14 protein-coding genes are annotated in these 15,344 nt (G+C 63.0%); 9 read left to right on the plus strand and 5 right to left on the minus strand.

The window, feature by feature from the left end; translation table 11 throughout:
- Position 1: 1 nt before the first annotated feature.
- The 9 genes from ACX3P0_RS11930 to ACX3P0_RS11970 all read left to right on the plus strand — a co-directional run bounded on the left by ACX3P0_RS11930 (position 2) and on the right by ACX3P0_RS11970 (position 10,304).
- Positions 2–868 carry an ABC transporter permease gene (locus ACX3P0_RS11930; RefSeq protein WP_459088685.1) on the plus strand — a complete coding sequence of 289 codons (867 nt, stop codon included), beginning with the start codon at positions 2–4 and terminating at the stop codon, positions 866–868.
- A 17-nt stretch (positions 869–885) separates the two neighbouring features.
- Positions 886–1,752: an ABC transporter permease gene (locus ACX3P0_RS11935; RefSeq protein ID WP_459088687.1), complete on the plus strand. Its 867-nt coding sequence runs from the start codon at positions 886–888 to the stop codon at positions 1,750–1,752.
- A 142-nt stretch (positions 1,753–1,894) separates the two neighbouring features.
- Positions 1,895–2,941, plus strand: a complete 1,047-nt coding sequence (locus ACX3P0_RS11940) for a peptidase M29 (RefSeq protein ID WP_459088689.1) — start codon at positions 1,895–1,897, stop codon at positions 2,939–2,941.
- Positions 2,942–2,958: 17 nt separating this feature from the next.
- Positions 2,959–4,269: an acyl-CoA dehydrogenase family protein gene (locus ACX3P0_RS11945; RefSeq protein WP_459088691.1), complete on the plus strand. Its 1,311-nt coding sequence runs from the start codon at positions 2,959–2,961 to the stop codon at positions 4,267–4,269.
- Positions 4,270–4,272: 3 nt separating this feature from the next.
- Entirely contained in the window at positions 4,273–5,577 is a 1,305-nt protein-coding gene (locus ACX3P0_RS11950; RefSeq protein ID WP_459088693.1) for an alpha/beta fold hydrolase, read from the plus strand.
- Entirely contained in the window at positions 5,574–6,260 is a 687-nt protein-coding gene (locus ACX3P0_RS11955) for a TetR/AcrR family transcriptional regulator (RefSeq protein WP_459077620.1), read from the plus strand. Before ACX3P0_RS11950 ends, ACX3P0_RS11955 begins: the two co-directional genes overlap by 4 nt.
- Positions 6,257–7,600, plus strand: a complete 1,344-nt coding sequence (locus tag ACX3P0_RS11960) for a glutamine synthetase family protein (RefSeq protein WP_459088695.1) — start codon at positions 6,257–6,259, stop codon at positions 7,598–7,600. Before ACX3P0_RS11955 ends, ACX3P0_RS11960 begins: the two co-directional genes overlap by 4 nt.
- Positions 7,601–7,605: 5 nt before the next feature.
- Positions 7,606–8,817, plus strand: a complete 1,212-nt coding sequence (locus ACX3P0_RS11965; RefSeq protein WP_459077622.1) for a LysR substrate-binding domain-containing protein — start codon at positions 7,606–7,608, stop codon at positions 8,815–8,817.
- A 53-nt stretch (positions 8,818–8,870) separates the two neighbouring features.
- Positions 8,871–10,304 (plus strand): APC family permease, encoded by a 1,434-nt coding sequence (locus tag ACX3P0_RS11970; RefSeq protein ID WP_459077623.1) that lies wholly within the window; start codon positions 8,871–8,873, stop codon positions 10,302–10,304.
- Positions 10,305–10,361: 57 nt separating this feature from the next.
- Here the strand turns inward: ACX3P0_RS11970 and iolG are convergent, their stop codons facing one another.
- The 5 genes from iolG to iolD all read right to left on the minus strand — a co-directional run bounded on the left by iolG (position 10,362) and on the right by iolD (position 15,338).
- Entirely contained in the window at positions 10,362–11,357 is a 996-nt protein-coding gene (gene iolG, locus ACX3P0_RS11975; RefSeq protein ID WP_459088757.1) for an inositol 2-dehydrogenase, read from the minus strand.
- Positions 11,358–11,435: 78 nt separating this feature from the next.
- Positions 11,436–12,251 carry a 5-deoxy-glucuronate isomerase gene (iolB, locus tag ACX3P0_RS11980; protein WP_459088697.1) on the minus strand — a complete coding sequence of 272 codons (816 nt, stop codon included), beginning with the start codon at positions 12,249–12,251 and terminating at the stop codon, positions 11,436–11,438.
- Positions 12,252–12,266: 15 nt separating this feature from the next.
- Positions 12,267–12,485: a DUF3329 domain-containing protein gene (locus ACX3P0_RS11985; RefSeq protein ID WP_459088759.1), complete on the minus strand. Its 219-nt coding sequence runs from the start codon at positions 12,483–12,485 to the stop codon at positions 12,267–12,269.
- A gap of 40 nt (positions 12,486–12,525) precedes the next feature.
- Entirely contained in the window at positions 12,526–13,440 is a 915-nt protein-coding gene (iolE, locus tag ACX3P0_RS11990) for a myo-inosose-2 dehydratase (RefSeq protein ID WP_459088699.1), read from the minus strand.
- A 47-nt stretch (positions 13,441–13,487) separates the two neighbouring features.
- A complete protein-coding gene (gene iolD / locus ACX3P0_RS11995) occupies positions 13,488–15,338 on the minus strand; it encodes a 3D-(3,5/4)-trihydroxycyclohexane-1,2-dione acylhydrolase (decyclizing) (RefSeq protein ID WP_459088701.1) in 1,851 nt (616 codons plus the stop codon).
- Between the last annotated feature and the right edge of the window lie 6 nt (positions 15,339–15,344).

The raw sequence follows: 15,344 nt of genomic DNA on the forward strand, positions 1-15,344 counted from the left end.
CGTGACCGCCGTCGAAGCGCGCCGTCTTTCCTTCATCCTCCTGCTGATGCCGTTCCTGTTGTGGATCGGCGTCCTCATCGTACTGCCCCAACTGGGCATCCTTGGAATTTCGCTGCGCGAGAAGGTCGGTCCGGGGGAGTATGTCGCCGGTCTGGCCAATTACCGGGACTTCCTTGGTGAGCCGATCTATTGGCGCACGCTGCTTCGCACCGCCGTTATGTCGATCCTGGTCACCGGGCTGGCCTTGCTGGTGGGATTCCCGGTCGCTTACTACATCGCCAAGGTGGCGCAGCGTCGTTCACGCGCCGCACTCTTCCTGTTGTGTCTCGTGCCGCTATGGGTGAGCGATCTCGTGCGGGCCTTCGGCTGGATCATATTGCTGCGTGAAACCGGTGTCGTATCGAAAATCCTGCAGGCGACCGGGCTGGTCTCCGGGCCGGTCGAGTTTCTCTACAATGATGCAACGGTGGTCGTCGGCCTGGTCTACACCGTCGTGCTGTTCATGATCGTGCCACTTGTCTCGACACTCGACGGCATGGACGACAGCCTGATCGAGGCCGGCCTCAATCTCGGCGGCAGCCGCCTAACCGTCTTCCGCCGTATCGTCTTGCCATACGCCATGCCGGGCATCGTCGCGGGCTGCATCATCGTCTTCATGCTGACGGCCGGAAGCTATCTGACGCCGGTGCTGCTGGGCGGAAAAAACAGCATGTGGTTTACCGAGCAGATCTACAACCAGTTCATCACCCGCTACAATTGGGAGGCCGGCGCGACGTTCGGCGTCGTGTTGCTGGCGTTCACCTCCGCGGTCGTCTGGCTTGGCTTGCGCCTTACCGGACAGAACCTCGCTTCCACGGTGGCAAAGTGATGGCGCGGACCAAGGCAATGAACATCGCCGCACCGCAAGCGCCGCTTCCGAGCTTTCTCTACAGCGCCTATATGGCGGTGTTCTTCATCTATCTGGCCGCGCCGCTGGTGACGGCCGGCCTGTTTGCATTCAACGATTCGCTCTTCCCGTCGCTGCCGTGGCAGGGATGGACGCTAGGCTGGTTTTTCAACGATGCGGACCCGAAGCTCGGCCTGTTTCATGACCGGCGGCTGCTTGAGAGCCTGGCGACTTCATTCAAGATCGGCCTCATCGTATCGACGCTGACGGTGTTGGTTGGCACCTGCAACGCGTTCCTGTTCGAGCGCCATGAGTTTCCCGGCAAATCGGTACTCTACATATTGATGATCGTGCCGCTCGTCATACCGGGTGTCATTGTCGGCATATCCATTCTTGTCGCCGCCAGTATGCTGGCTAACGGTGTGGAGGATACGCTGGGCTACGACTGGTCGTTTCTGCGGCCGGGCGTTCCGTTGATCGTCGTCGGTCAGTTTTCGTTCCTTACCACCATCACGTCGCTGGTCATCGCGGCGCGGTTGCGCAAGTTCGATATCGCGCAGGAAGAGGCGGCGTATAATCTGGGTGCCAGCCGCTACCGGGTCCTGCGCACGATCACGCTGCCGTTTCTAATGCCGGCATTGGTATCAGCCTTTATCGTCGCCTTCCTGGTTTCCTTCGAAAACTTCAACACGACGCTGATGCTTGTCGGATCGGAAGCACCGCTGACCATCACCATGTATGATCGCATGGCCAAGGTAGGATCGACGCCGGTCCTCAACGCAGTGTCCTTCGTGCTGATGTTCGGTTCAGGCATCCTGGCCCTGTTGAGCGTCGTGGTGCAGCGTGATCGGTCGAAATCGTCCTGATCGTTGGCCTCTTTGCGAATCGCTGGGATTAACGGACTGCATTGAGATCGATTTCTCACGTCACAACGCCTGTTGACGCGCTGGCAAAGCTGAAATAGCTTTACTCATCAGTAAAGTAATTTTGAGCTAGCCGGGAGGGGTGATGCTGCAGGAGCGGATAGAGGGAAAATGGCTCGCCTGCTTTCGGCGCGTGTTCGCCCTCAACGGCATAGGCAAGGGCACGCGGGTAGCGATTGTCGCTGAGAGCCAGTCGCGTCCCGTTCTGGTCCAACTCTCGGACCTCGCCTGTCACGACCTTGGCGCCGACTATTGCACCATCACCATGCCGACGCCCCGCCAGACCGCGCCGGTGCCGGTCAAGTCGACGGGAACGTCGCTCGCCATCCAGGGCAACCGTGCCGCCATCGAGGCGATGAAGCAGTGCGAATGCATCGTCGACTGCACGGTCGAAGGCATGATCCATGCCGCCGAATGGCCCGAGATCGAGGAGGCGGGCGCAAGGATACTCGTCGTCTGCAACGAACATCCTGAAATCCTCGAGCGCTGCGAACCGCGCGCCGAGCTTGGGCCCAAGGTGGCGCTTGGCATTCAGATGCTGCGCGAAGCCGGCGAAATGCGCGTGACGTCTGCGGCGGGAACCGATCTCACGATCGACCTCAAGGGTGCGCCCTGCGGCGGCACCCCCGGCTTCGCCACCACGCCGGGCGCAGTGGCGCATTGGCCCGGCGGCCTGTGCCTGGCCTTCCCCGGTCCGGGCACGGTCAACGGGCGCATCGTCATGGACGTTGGCGACATGAACCTCACCTTCAAGTCCTATCTTTCGGGCCGCATCGACTTCACGGTCGAGAACGATTTCGTTACCGCTATTAAGGGCGACGGCCTCGATGCGCAATTGTTCCGCGACTACATGGAAGCCTGGGACGATCCGCTCGCCTATGGCATGTCGCATGTCGGCTGGGGCATGAACCCGCAGGCGCGCTGGGTATCGGGCGCGCTCTACGACAAGCGCGACATGCAGGCCGTCGAATTTCGCGCCTGGGCCGGCAATTTCCTCTGGTCGACCGGGGCAAATCAATATGCCGGGCGCTTCACGCAAGGCCATTTCGACCTGCCAATGCGCAATTGCACCATAGCCCTCGATGGAAGGGTCGTCGTGAAAGACCGCCGCCTCCAGGGCGAACTTGCCTGACACGACGAGGACAGTTGATGAGCGAACCCGCAGACTATTACGACCTCTCGCGCATCCGTCCGGAAGTTCTGGCGGTGCTTGAGCGCATCAACGAACTGGGCCGCGAGCGCTTTGCGCCAAGAGCCAAGGCGGTCGACGACGATGCGTCCTTTCCGGTCGAGAACTACAGGGATCTTGCCGCGGAAGGGCTGCTGACCCTGACGGTGCCGCAGGAATTCGGCGGCCATGGCTTCAGCCTCGGCGAATATGCGATGGCCGGCGCGGAAATCGGCAAATATTGCGGCGCGACCGCTCTCACCTTCAACATGCACAACTCGTCGATGATGTGGTCGCGCTTCATGTACGAACTGCCGAGCCTGACCGACGCGGAGCGCGCGGCATTCGCACCGCTGCGCGAGCGTCAGTTCCGCCGCGCGGTGAAGGAGCAGGGCATCTATTCGCAGCCGATCTCCGAAGCCGGCCAGAACTGGACTTCGAAACCGGCACAGACCTGGTGCAGGAAGGTCGATGGCGGCTGGCGCATCAACGGTTTTAAGAAATTCGCGTCGCTGGCTGGCTATTGCGACTACTATTCCATCGTATGCACCGAGCATTTCGAGGGCGTCGAGCCGCGCCACGAAGACACGATGATTTTCATCGTCCACAAGGACACGCCCGGCCTGACCGTCACCGGAAGCTGGGATCCGCTGGGCATGCGCGGCACCAACAGCCGCGACCTCGTGCTCAAGGACGTTTTCGTGACGGAAGAAGACCTGATGATGCCGCGCGGCATCTTCATCAAGACATTGCCGAACTGGCCGCACATGATGGCGACGCTGTCGCCGACCTATATGGGCGTGGCGCAGGGCGCGTTCGATTTCACCGTCGCCTATCTGCGCGGCGAGGTGGCGGGCCAGTCGGCTGCCGACCGCCGCATGTTCGCAACCAAGCGCATCACCGTCGGCAAGATGTACGCCAAACTGGCTAGCATGCGCGCGCTGTGGTGGCAGGCTTTCATGGAAGCGCAGGGGTTCCCGACCAAGGCGCAGGTGCTGCGCATGTATGCGGCGCAATATAACGTCATGGACGGTGCCCAGGAGATTGCCGCGCTGGCGATCCGGACCTGCGGCGGCCAGTCGATGCTGAAGTCCCTGCCGCTCGAGCGCATGTACCGCGACAGCCGCTGCGGCGCGCTGATGCTGCCCTACACTGCGGAAATCATGGAGGACTATCTCTCGGTGCTGACCCTCTACGACCTCGAAGAGTTGGACGGCGCGCCAGGCGACGAGGACGGCGCGCGTTCGTCGCTTTGGCGCGGGGATTCGTCGACATCGGCGGGCGTTCGCTAAGCGATGGCGACGGAACTGGTTCGGGTCACGGGCATGGCGGCCGCCGAACCAGCGGAAGTGTGGGCAATCGCGCGCGATTTTGGCGGTGCCTGGCATCCCTTCATCGAGCGGATCGAAACGCACGGGGACAGAAGAGGGGCCAAGGTCCGGCGTTTCACGACCAAGGGCGACGACGCCCTGTATGAAGAGCAGCAAACCTATTTTTCGGACAGTGACCGGACGCTTGCCTATGAACACCTCGCAGGCATCGAAGGCATCGACGAATATTGCGCTGAGTTGAGCGTAAGCGGGCGCGAGGACGGCGGCTCCACGATCGAGTGGACGGCGCGGATCGAAGCGCCGGCCCGTCGCGTCAAGGAAGCCGCACTTGGCACCGCAATGGTTTTCGAGGCGGGTATAGCGGCATTGGGGTCGCTCGCCGATACGGGCGCGGCCAAGCCGATCAGGCCACCTCGACATGGATCGTCGCCCCGTTCGATCTCGTTGGAAACGATTTCCGTCGCCGGCCAGCCCCGGCTTGAGATTACAGCCTCGCATGGAGCGGGAGAGCCACTCGTGCTCTTTCTGCACGGCATTGGCGGCGAGCGCAGCAATTGGGTTCCCCAACTCCAGGCCGTCGGCGCTCATTGGCGCGCGGCAGCGCTGGATCTGCGCGGTTATGGCGGCAGCCAATTAGGTTCCGCGCCGACGACGATTGACGCCTATTGCGACGACATCCTCCGGGTTGCATCGGCCCTCGGTGCGGAAAAGCTGATCCTGGTCGGCCTCTCCTATGGCTCGTGGATCGCCACGTCCTTTGCCATGCGCAATCCGGACCGGCTGTCCGGATTGGTCCTGTCGGGCGGTTGCACCGGCATGTCGGAAGCGGGCGTAACTGAGCGGGAGGCCTTCCGCCAGTCCCGCGAAGCGCCGCTGGCCGCTGGCAAGGTGCCGGCGGATTTCGCACCGGCCGTGGTCGAAGTTCTCGCCGGACCCAATGCCGGCGAGGCCGTGCGCACAACATTGCTGGCCTCGATGACCGCCATTCCGGTGGCCACGTACCGCGACGCGCTCCACTGTTTCACGCATCCGCCAGAGCGCTTCGACTTTTCGAGGTTGACCATGCCGGTTCTGATGATGACGGGCGAACACGACAGGCTTGCGCCGCCAGCCGAGATTCGCGGCGTTGCCCGGCGCATTCTCCAAGAAGCAGCGCTTGCCTCCATTCGCTTCGAGGTCATTCCCGACGCCGGCCATGTCTGCAATGTGGAACAGCCGGAAGCCTATAATACCATCCTCCTGGAATGGCTTCGGGGGATTGCGCCATGAGCGCCCTTCCAAAGCGTGAGTTGAACCGTATGCTTCGCCGGCAAAGCATCGTCGATGCGGCAATGCGCGAGTTTTCGGACAAGGGTTTTTCGGGCGCGTCGATGGACGTGATCGCCGCCGCCGCCGGGCTGACGAAGCCGACCCTCTACCAGTATTTTCCGTCCAAGGAAGAACTGTTCAACGCCATGATGACGGAAGAACGCAACGAGATGCTCGATGTGTTCCAGCGCCCGGCCGAGACTGCGAGCATGGTCGGCGAATTGCACGCCTTCGCCTGGCGCTACGCCGACATCGTCATGCGGCCGGATATGCTGTCGCTTGCGCGCCTGATCATTTCGGAGGCGCAGCGGTTTCCGGATATCGGCCGTGCCTATCAGGCATCAGGCCCCGATCACGTCCTTCGCGGCATGGTCGACTATCTGACGCGGCAACGCGCGCTGAACCGGCTAAGCTTCGACGACGCCGAACTGGCGGCCGAAGATCTCTGGGGCCTCATCTTGTCGGCGCCGCGCAACAAGGCGCTGCATGTGCCTGACTATGTTCCGGACCGCCGCGACCTGGAGCGCTATGTCCGCAACGGCTTGACGGTTTTCCTGCGCGCCTATTCCCTTCACCCCGACGAGGACGTGGCCGAACTCGCCAGTCTCAAGACGCCACCCTTTTTCCTGACGGAGCAACCATGACGCTTGCCGACTATATCGCGGACACAACGAGCCGGTTCGCGACGGTGGCCATGACCGACACCAACGGCCTGCTGCGTGGGCAGATGGTGTCGGTCGCCTTGCTTGCCGGCATCGCCAGGAACGGCATGGGCATGTCGCCGGTGACCTTCGCGCTCGACCCGACGGACGTCGTGCTGACGGCGCCGGGCATAACCGACGAGACGGCCGATTTCCACGACGATCCGCTGATGCTCGACCACACCACGCTTCGCCGGCTTCCCTGGTCGAAGCCGGGCTACGACCTGCTGGTGCTGGGCAACTATTCCGGCCCCACAGCTGAACTATGCCCGCGCTCCATTCTGCGCAGCGTCATCGACCGCGCGGCGACGGCCGGCTTCACGCCGCGCTACGGGCTGGAACTCGAATATACGCTTTTCAACGAAACGCCCGAGAGCGCTAGGGCCAAGGGCTACCGGAACCTCGTTACGGCGACGCTGCATAAGAGCCACGACCTTGTACTCTACCAGGCGCAGCAGACGGAATGGTACGAAGCGGTTGGAGCGATGTGTGAATCGCTGCGGATCGACATCGCCAAGATGCACGAAGAGATCGGCGGCGGCTTTCTGGAAGCCTGCATCGCGGCCGGAACGGGGCTTGAGCCGGCCGACCAGCTTGTCCTTCTCAAGAATTTCCTGCGCGCTCTCGCCCAGCGCCAAGGCAAATGCGTCACCTTCATGCCGCGCTGGAACGAGGACGCGGATTCGCAGTCGATCCACGTACACACCAGTCTCACCGGCAAGGACGGGCAAGCCGTGCTGCACGACCCGTCGCAACGCAACGGCGTTTCGGAGACCTTCCGGCATTATATCGGCGGGTTGCAGCGCTATATCGGCGATCTGACCCTTTTGTTCCAGCCGACTGTCAATTCCTATCGCCGTTTCGCTCCGGGCACCTTCGCACCGCCCGGCCTGACCTGGGGGTTCGAAAATCGGACCACCTGTTTCCGCGTTGTCGGCCATGACGCCGTTTCGCTGCGGGTGGAAAACCGCCTGCCGGGCGCCGATACAAATCCCTATCTCACGGTTGCCGCCACGGTTGCGGCGGGTGTCGCCGGCATTCTGGAAAAGATCGAGCCGCTGCCCGAGGTGATCGGCAACGGCTATGTTCAAAGCCCCGGCGGACCGGATTTCGCCCGCTCCATGCCCGAGGCGATCGAGCGCCTGCGCAGTTCGACCTTCGCCAAGGACTGGCTGGGGCCGCGCTTCGTCGAAACCTTCGCAGCCTCGCGCCAGAGCCAGTTCGACGAGTTCTGCAAGAAAGTGCCGGACGTCGAACTCCAGCGCTTCTTCGATCTGGGCTGATGGCCATGAACCCCGACCTTCGCCAGCAATTCGTGGAGGGCATGAGCCGGGTTGCAGCCGCCGTAACCGTCGTGACCACGGACGGAGATGCCGGAAGGTTCGGTGTCACCGTCTCGTCGATGACCTCCGTTTCCGCCGATACGAGCCGGCCGTCGCTGCTCATCAGCGTTCACCACCTGAGCCCGGCCTGCGAGGCCATCAAGAAGAACCGCCGTTTCTGCGCCAACGTCCTGACCGGTGCACAAAGCGATGTCTCCGATCTTTTCTCGGGACGTCTCAAGCATGTGACGGCGGATCGCTTCGGCGCGGTCGACTGGCGCAGCGGCGCCACCGGCGCTCCGATCCTTGCCGATGCGCTGGTGTCCTTCGATTGCGAGTTGAAAACAGCCCTGCTTTGGGGAACGCATTTCATTTTCATCGGCGAAGTCGAGCAGATCGACATTTCGGAGCAGCGATCCCCTCTGGTCTATGCCAATCGCGGCTATCGTCGCGCCGTCCCCATCGGGACCGACCAGTACCAGCCGCAGCCCGCCGAACAACAGTTGCGCATCGGTTTCTTCATGACGCTCGGGCCGCAGTTCGTTCCCGGTCTTGTCGCCGACTTCTCCGTTCAGCAGCCGCAGACGGAGATCAGTCTCCTGGAGGCCGACCATGACGACCTCATCGAGCAGTTGAGGGCGGGCCGCATCGATGCGGCGCTCACGCATGCATTCACGAGCGAGCCGGACCTCGCCTTCGAGCGCATCAGCCCGCCCGCACCCCATGTGATCCTGAGCGCGGATCATCCCTTGGCGGAAAGGGAGAAGCTGACACTCGCTGAAATATCCGACCTGCCCATGGTCCTGCTGGATCTTCCATCGGTAAGGGCGGCGACCGTCGCCTTGTTCGAGCGCAATGGCCAAAAACCGGTTTTCCGCTTTCAGTCGCCGTCCTTCGCCATGGTGCGCGGGCTGGTTGCCCAGGGTCTCGGCTACTCGATCGTGCCGCAGGGATTGCACAGCAACACCGGGCCTGACGGAAAACGGTTTCGCACCGTGCCCTTGCAGGCCAAATTCCCGGAGGCGGCGATTGTTTCGGTCGTGCGCCGGGCCGGCGAGCAGAACGGCTCGACGCGGCAATTCCTGGCCAGGTGCCGGGAACGCGTCGGGGCAGGGCCTTCGCAACAGGAAAAGCGCGGCGATCGCGTGCATCACGCGTCGAACGGAACTAAGCGATAGCACCGGTGCTGGCGGGACCGACGCCGGGCGGCAACAAGGGGAGGAAGACTGAAATGAGCAGCATTGAGGTCAATCGACTTCGAAAGAATTCACTCGGACTGATCGCCGTCACCTTCATGGTGATCTCGGCCGCGGCCCCGCTGACCGGCATCGCCGGCGCCGTGCCGATCGCCTTCCTGCTTGGCAACGGCACCGGCTTCCCGGCGACGTTCCTGCTTGTTACCCTGTTGATGCTGGCCTTCTCGGTCGGTTACGTGGCCATGTCGCGCCACATCTCGAATGCGGGCGCATTCTATGCCTATGCGGCGCGGGGTCTTGGCGGTCATGCCGCCGGAGCCTGCGCCATCGTCGCGCTTGTCGCCTACAACGCGATGCAATTTGGCCTGATCGGCCTGTTCGGCGGCATCAGCTCGGGTGTTTTCGCCAGCATGGGCATCGTGCTGCCCTGGTGGGCCTGGAGTTTCCTTGCCATCGCCCTTGTCGCCCTTCTGGGATACCGGCAGGTCGACCTTTCGGCAAAGGTACTGGTCGCGCTTGTCGCCCTCGAATATCTGGTCGTGTTGCTGGTCGATTTCGGGATCCTCGGCCAGGGCGGCGCGCATGGGCTTTCGTTCAACTTCTTCGACACGAGCGCCATGTTCTCCGGCTCGTTTACCGTTGCCGTTCTGTTTTGCCTGGGTTCCTTCATCGGCTTCGAGGCCACGACGATCTACGCCGAGGAAGCGCGCGATCCCGAAAAGACCATCGCACGCGCGACCTATCTGTCGGTCGTGCTGATCGGCACTTTCTATGTTTTCACGACCTGGCTGATGGTCGTCGGGGTCGGTGCGGAAAACCTGCAATCGACGCTCGGTGCTTCGGAGGACCCGACGACGTTCTTCTTCGATCTCGCTGGCCAATATGTCGGCGGCCCGGTGCCGACGATTGCCGCGCTGCTGCTGGTGACCAGCCTGTTTGCCGCCTTGAGTTCCTTCCACAACTACATCGCGCGCTACAGCTATGTAGCCGGGAGGGAGGGCCTGCTGCCGGCCGCGTTCGGCCGGACGCACGACACCCATCAAAGCCCGCATATCGGCTCGATCGTACAGTCGGTGGGCGCGCTGATCGTGCTCGCCATCTTCGCCGGCCTTGGCCTCGACCCGGTGCTCAACATGTTCACCTGGATCGCGCAGATCGGAACCCTGGGCGTGCTGGCGATGATGACCGTGTGTTCCATTGCGGTCATCGCCTTCTTCAAGAAAAACCCGACCAGTCGTTCCCCTTTGGTCACGCTGGTCCTGCCGGCCCTGTCGGCAATCGTGATGGCCGTGTTGTTCGTCTACATCTTCGTGAATTTTGGCGACCTGACCCAGACCGCCGGCGGCTCACTCGGCATCGTTTTGCCATCGCTGATACCGCTGGCCGCGATTGTGGGCGTTCTGCTGGCGGCAAGGCTCAAGGCAAGCGATCCGGCAGCGTTCGCCCGCATGGGCGAAAACCGCCCATGAGGCGTTAGTGGAGCATCGGACCGAAAGCCGGCTTCCGGTCCGATGCTCCAGCGCTATTCAGGCGTCCAAGCGGATGGTCTTGCCTGACGTGGCCGACGCCAGTGCTGCATCCGCCAGCCGGAGCGCGGCAAGCCCGTCCGCACCGCTCGGGCTGGCCTTGCCGCCCTTGGCCAGAACGTCGATGAAGGCGGCGATTTCGTTGGCGTAGGCTTGCGTATAGCGGGTCATGAAGAAGTCATGCAGCGGCGGGCGAGTATAACCCTTTTCATTAGCGAGTTCGATTGACACCGGCCGCTGGTTTTCCGCCGCGACCATGCCCTTGGAGCCATGCACTTCGATGCGCTGGTCGTAGCCATAGGTGGCGCGGCGCGAGTTGGAAATGATGCATTGCTTGCCGGAGGCGGTCTCCAGGATGACGCTGGCCGAGTCGAAATCGCCGGCCTCGCCGATTGCCTTGTCCACCAGCACCGATGCGTGGGCGCTGACCGCGACCGGTTCCTCGCCCAGCAGGAAACGCGCCATGTCGAAATCGTGGATGGTCATGTCGCGGAAGATGCCGCCGGAGCGCTTGATGTAATCGACCGGCGGCGCACCGGGATCGCGCGACGTAATCGTCACCATCTCCACCGCGCCGATGGCGCCGTCGTCGATGGCCTTGCGCACCGCCATGAAATGCGGATCGAAGCGGCGGTTGAATCCGACCATCAGCACCGCCTTGGTCTTTTCCACGACGGCAAGGCATTCCTGGACGCGCTTGGTGTCGAGGTCGATCGGCTTTTCGCAGAAAATCGCCTTGCCGGCCTTGGCGAAGCGCTCGATCAGGTCGGCATGGGTATCGGTCGGCGTGCAGATGACGACCGCATCGATATCCGCCGCCGCTTCGATGGCGTCGATGGTTCGCACTTCCGCGCCATAGGCGGTGGCAAGATCTTTCGCGGCCTTGTCCATGGCGTCGGCTACCGCAATCAGCCTGGCTTGCGGGTTCGCACCGATGGCGCGCGCGTGAACCTTGCCGATACGGCCGGCGCCCAGAAGACCAAACCTGTACATTATTTCCTCCACAGCAATTACAAGGAGAAGCAGCCAATGCTGCTCCGGTCCAGGATTCGATCTACCCGAGAAAGCGCCGGGTCAGGCCTTCATCAGCCATTCGTGCTCGGGCGCATTGTAGAACTTCCACGTCCGCTTCGGCCCGGCCATGACGTTCAAATAATAAAGGTCGTATCCGTGGCAGGCCGCGCAGGGGTGATAGCCCTCCGGCACCAGCACCACGTCGCCGTCCTCGATCGCCATCGCCTCGTCCAGCGACCGCACGCCGTGCTCATCGGCATCCGTATAGACGCGCTGGAAGGCAAAACCCTGCGGCGGGTTGATCCGGTGGTAATAGGTTTCTTCCAGGGCCGATTCCGCCGGCAGGTTGTCGCGGTCGTGCTTGTGCGGCGGATAGCTCGACGTGTGGCCGCCCGGCGTGATCACCTCGACCACCAGCAGCGAATCCGCCGGATCGCCTTCCGGCAAAATGTTGGTGACGTAGCGCGTATTGGTGGTCTTGCCGCGGGTTTCCTGGCCGAGGCCGTCTGGCGCGATGACCCGCACGGGCAGGCCTCCACCAAGGCCCGGCGCCGAGCAGACGGCGAGTTCCAGTTCCGTCTCCGCCGTCACCGACCAGTCGCAACCCTGCGGCACATAAACCGACCACGGCTTGCCCTCGAAGGGCGACATGCGTTCGCCAAGCAGGCCGAGCGGTTTTCCGCCTGCTTCCACGGTGCCCTTGCCGGTGATGAAGACAAGGCAGACCTCGCTGTCGCCGGTTTCTCCCGCCGCCGCCTCGCCGGGCCGCAGGCGATGCAGGTCGAAGCCGACATAGGTCCAGCCGGCGCTCTGCGGTGTCACATGGACAACGCGGCCATAGCCATTTTTTTTCGGGCGAATGTGCAGTTTCGGCATGCCTTGGTCCTTGGCCTATTCCTTGGCGTCTTGTTCGACCGTCGGCGCGGTCTCGTCGACGGGCTTGTAGATGTAGAAGAACTGCCACGCGCCGTAAGCGCCAAAGGCCAGCGCGATCATGCTCCATGTCGGCGAGCCGCCGAGATACTCCAGCCCCGCCCAGATGAAGCAGACCGCAACGACGGCGATGCGCCGCCAGAGTGGCCGGAAGAAAGGGTGATCGTGGTCTTTGATCGTTGCCATCACATCGTTTCCGCTATCGCCTCGCCAAGGGTCAGGAGCCAAAACCCTGCGTTTCGACCGTATACCCTGCGGCGGTCATTACCCGCATCAGTTCCTTGTAGCCGACTTGCGCCATTTGGAGAGGCGGATTTTTCCTCGGGTCCTGTTCGGCCTCGACCACGAACCAGCCTTCATAGCCATAGTCCGCGAACTTCTTGACGATTGCGCCGAAATCCAGCGAGCCGTCGCCCGGCACGGTAAAGGCGCCCAGCGCCACCGCGTCGAGGAAGGACCGGCTCGACCAGTCCAGCCCCGCGATCACCTCCATGCGCACGTCCTTCACATGGACATGGCTGATGCGGGCATGGTGCCTGTCGATGGCGCGCAGCACGTCGCCGCCGGCAAAGGCGAGATGGCCGGCGTCGAGCAGCAGCGGAATACCCTCGCCGGAGTGGGTCATGAAGGCGTCCAGTTCATGCTCGAACTGCACGACCGCCGCCATGTGATGATGATAGGCGAGTGGCATGCCCTGGCCGGCGCACCATTCGCCGAATTGGGTCAGCTTCCGGGCATAGGCTTTCATTTCGTCGTCGCCAAGCACGGCCTTGGTGGCGAGCGGCTTCGACCGGTCGCCCTGGATGGACCGACCAACCTCGCCATAGACGATTGCCGGCGCGCCGACCGCCTTGAACAGGTCGATCATCGGCTGGATGCGGTCCTTGTTGGCCGCCATCTCTTCGTTGACAAGCGTTCCGGAGAACCAGCCACCGCATAAGGTGACGTCCGCCTTCTTCAGGATCGGCAGCATGGTGGCGGGATCGCTGGGAAAGCGGCGGCCCATTTCCATGCCGGTAAAGCCGGCAGAGCGCGATTGCGACAGGCACTCTTCCAGCGACACGTCGTCGCTCAGTTCCACGAGATCGTCGTTCCACCACGCGATGGGGGACATGCCCAGTCTGGCTTTCAAGCTCTTGCTCCGGTTCCTGGCGTTTGTCTGTCTGCGTTGGGCGTCGGTCAATCGCCGATATTCTGCGCCTGCCGCTTCTGCTCATAGGCCTTGCGCGCCGCGTTCACCTCGCCGCGCGCGCTGACTTCCGGCACGGCGACATCCCACCAGGTGCCGCCGGCTTCGGTCGATGCCAGCGGATCGGTATCGATCACCACGACGGTGGTGCGGGTGTTGGCTTTCGCGCTCGCAAGGGCTGCTTCCAGGTCGGCGATGGACGACACCTTCTGCGCTATCGCGCCGAGGCTTGAAGCATGCGCGGCAAAGTCGATGTCGGGCAGCGTCTCGTGGCGCGCATCCTTCAGGAGATTGTTGAAGTTGGCGCCGCCGGTCGCCATCTGCAGCCGGTTGATACAGCCGAAGCCGCGGTTGTCGAGCAGCACGATGGTCAGTTTAAGGCCCAGCATGACCGAGGTCGCGATCTCGGAATTCAACATGAGATAAGAGCCGTCGCCGACCATGACGACGACCTCCCTGTCCGGCTTCGCCATCTTGGCCCCGAGCGCGCCGGCAATCTCGTAGCCCATGGTCGAGAAGCCGTATTCCGCATGGTAGGACCCCGGCGCGCCCGCCTGCCAGAGCTTATGCAGTTCGCCCGGCAGGCCGCCGGCCGCGTGCAGCACGGTAGCGCCCGAACCCATGACGCGCTGCACAGCACCGATGACCTGCGCATCGGACGGGAACGGGGCGTTGGTGGGCGCGGTCACCTTGGCTGCTGCTGCTTGCCATTCGGCCTTGCCTCGCTTCGCCGTCTCGGTCCATGCAGCCGGCGCCTGCCAGCGACCGAGTGCCGCGCCAAGCTCCACCAAGCCCTCGCGCGCGTCGGCTACCAGCGGCAGCGCGCGGTGCTTGCCGGCGTCGAAAGGCTGGACGTTCAGGCCGATGATAGTCTTGCCGGAATTCCGGAACAGCGCCCAGGAGCCGGTGGTAAAATCCTGCAGGCGCGTGCCGATGGCCAGCACGACGTCCGCCTCTTCGGCCAACCGGTTGGCGGCAGAAGTGCCGGTGACGCCGACCGCCGCCATGTTGAGGGCATGCTCGTCCGGCAAAGCGGACTTGCCGCCCTGTGTCTCGCAGACGGGAATACCGGTCGCATTCGAGAATTCTTGAAGCCCGTCGCACGCCTGCGAATAGAGGACACCGCCGCCGGCGATGATGAGCGGCTTTTTTGCTCCTCTTAGCGCAGCGACCGCTTCGGCCATCTCACGCCGGTCCGGGCGCGGCCGGCGCGGGGTCCACAGCCGCTTAGCAAAGAAACTTTCGGGGTAATCAAAAGCTTCGGCCTGTACGTCCTGGCACAGCGCCAGCGTCACCGGGCCGCATTCGGCCGGGTCGGTCAGAACCTGCATGGCGCGGTTGAGCGCCGGGATGATCTGTTCGGGCCGGGTGATGCGGTCGAAATAGCGCGAGACCGGTCGGAAGCAGTCGTTGACCGATAGCGTTCCGTCGCCGAAATTTTCCGCCTGCTGCAGGACCGGATCAGGGATACGGCTGGCGAAGACGTCGCCCGGCAGCAGAAGCAGCGGCAGCCGGTTGACATGGGCAACGCCCGCCGCCGTCACCATGTTGAGCGCGCCGGGTCCGATGGAACTGGTGGCGGCCATGAAGCGGCGGCGGAAATGGGTCTTGGCATAGGCAATTGCGGCATGCGCCATCGCCTGCTCGTTATGGGCGCGGAACGTCGGCAATTCGTCGCGAACGGCATAAAGCGCCTCGCCAAGGCCGGCGACATTGCCATGCCCGAAGATCGCCCAGACCCCGCCAAATATCGGCACGGTCTCTCCGTCGATCTCCGTCATCTGCTTGCTGAGAAAGCGGGTCAGCGCCTGCGCCATGGTCAGGCGGATCGTGTTTGCCATCTTTTT

The organism is Mesorhizobium sp. A556, from assembly GCF_054489545.1.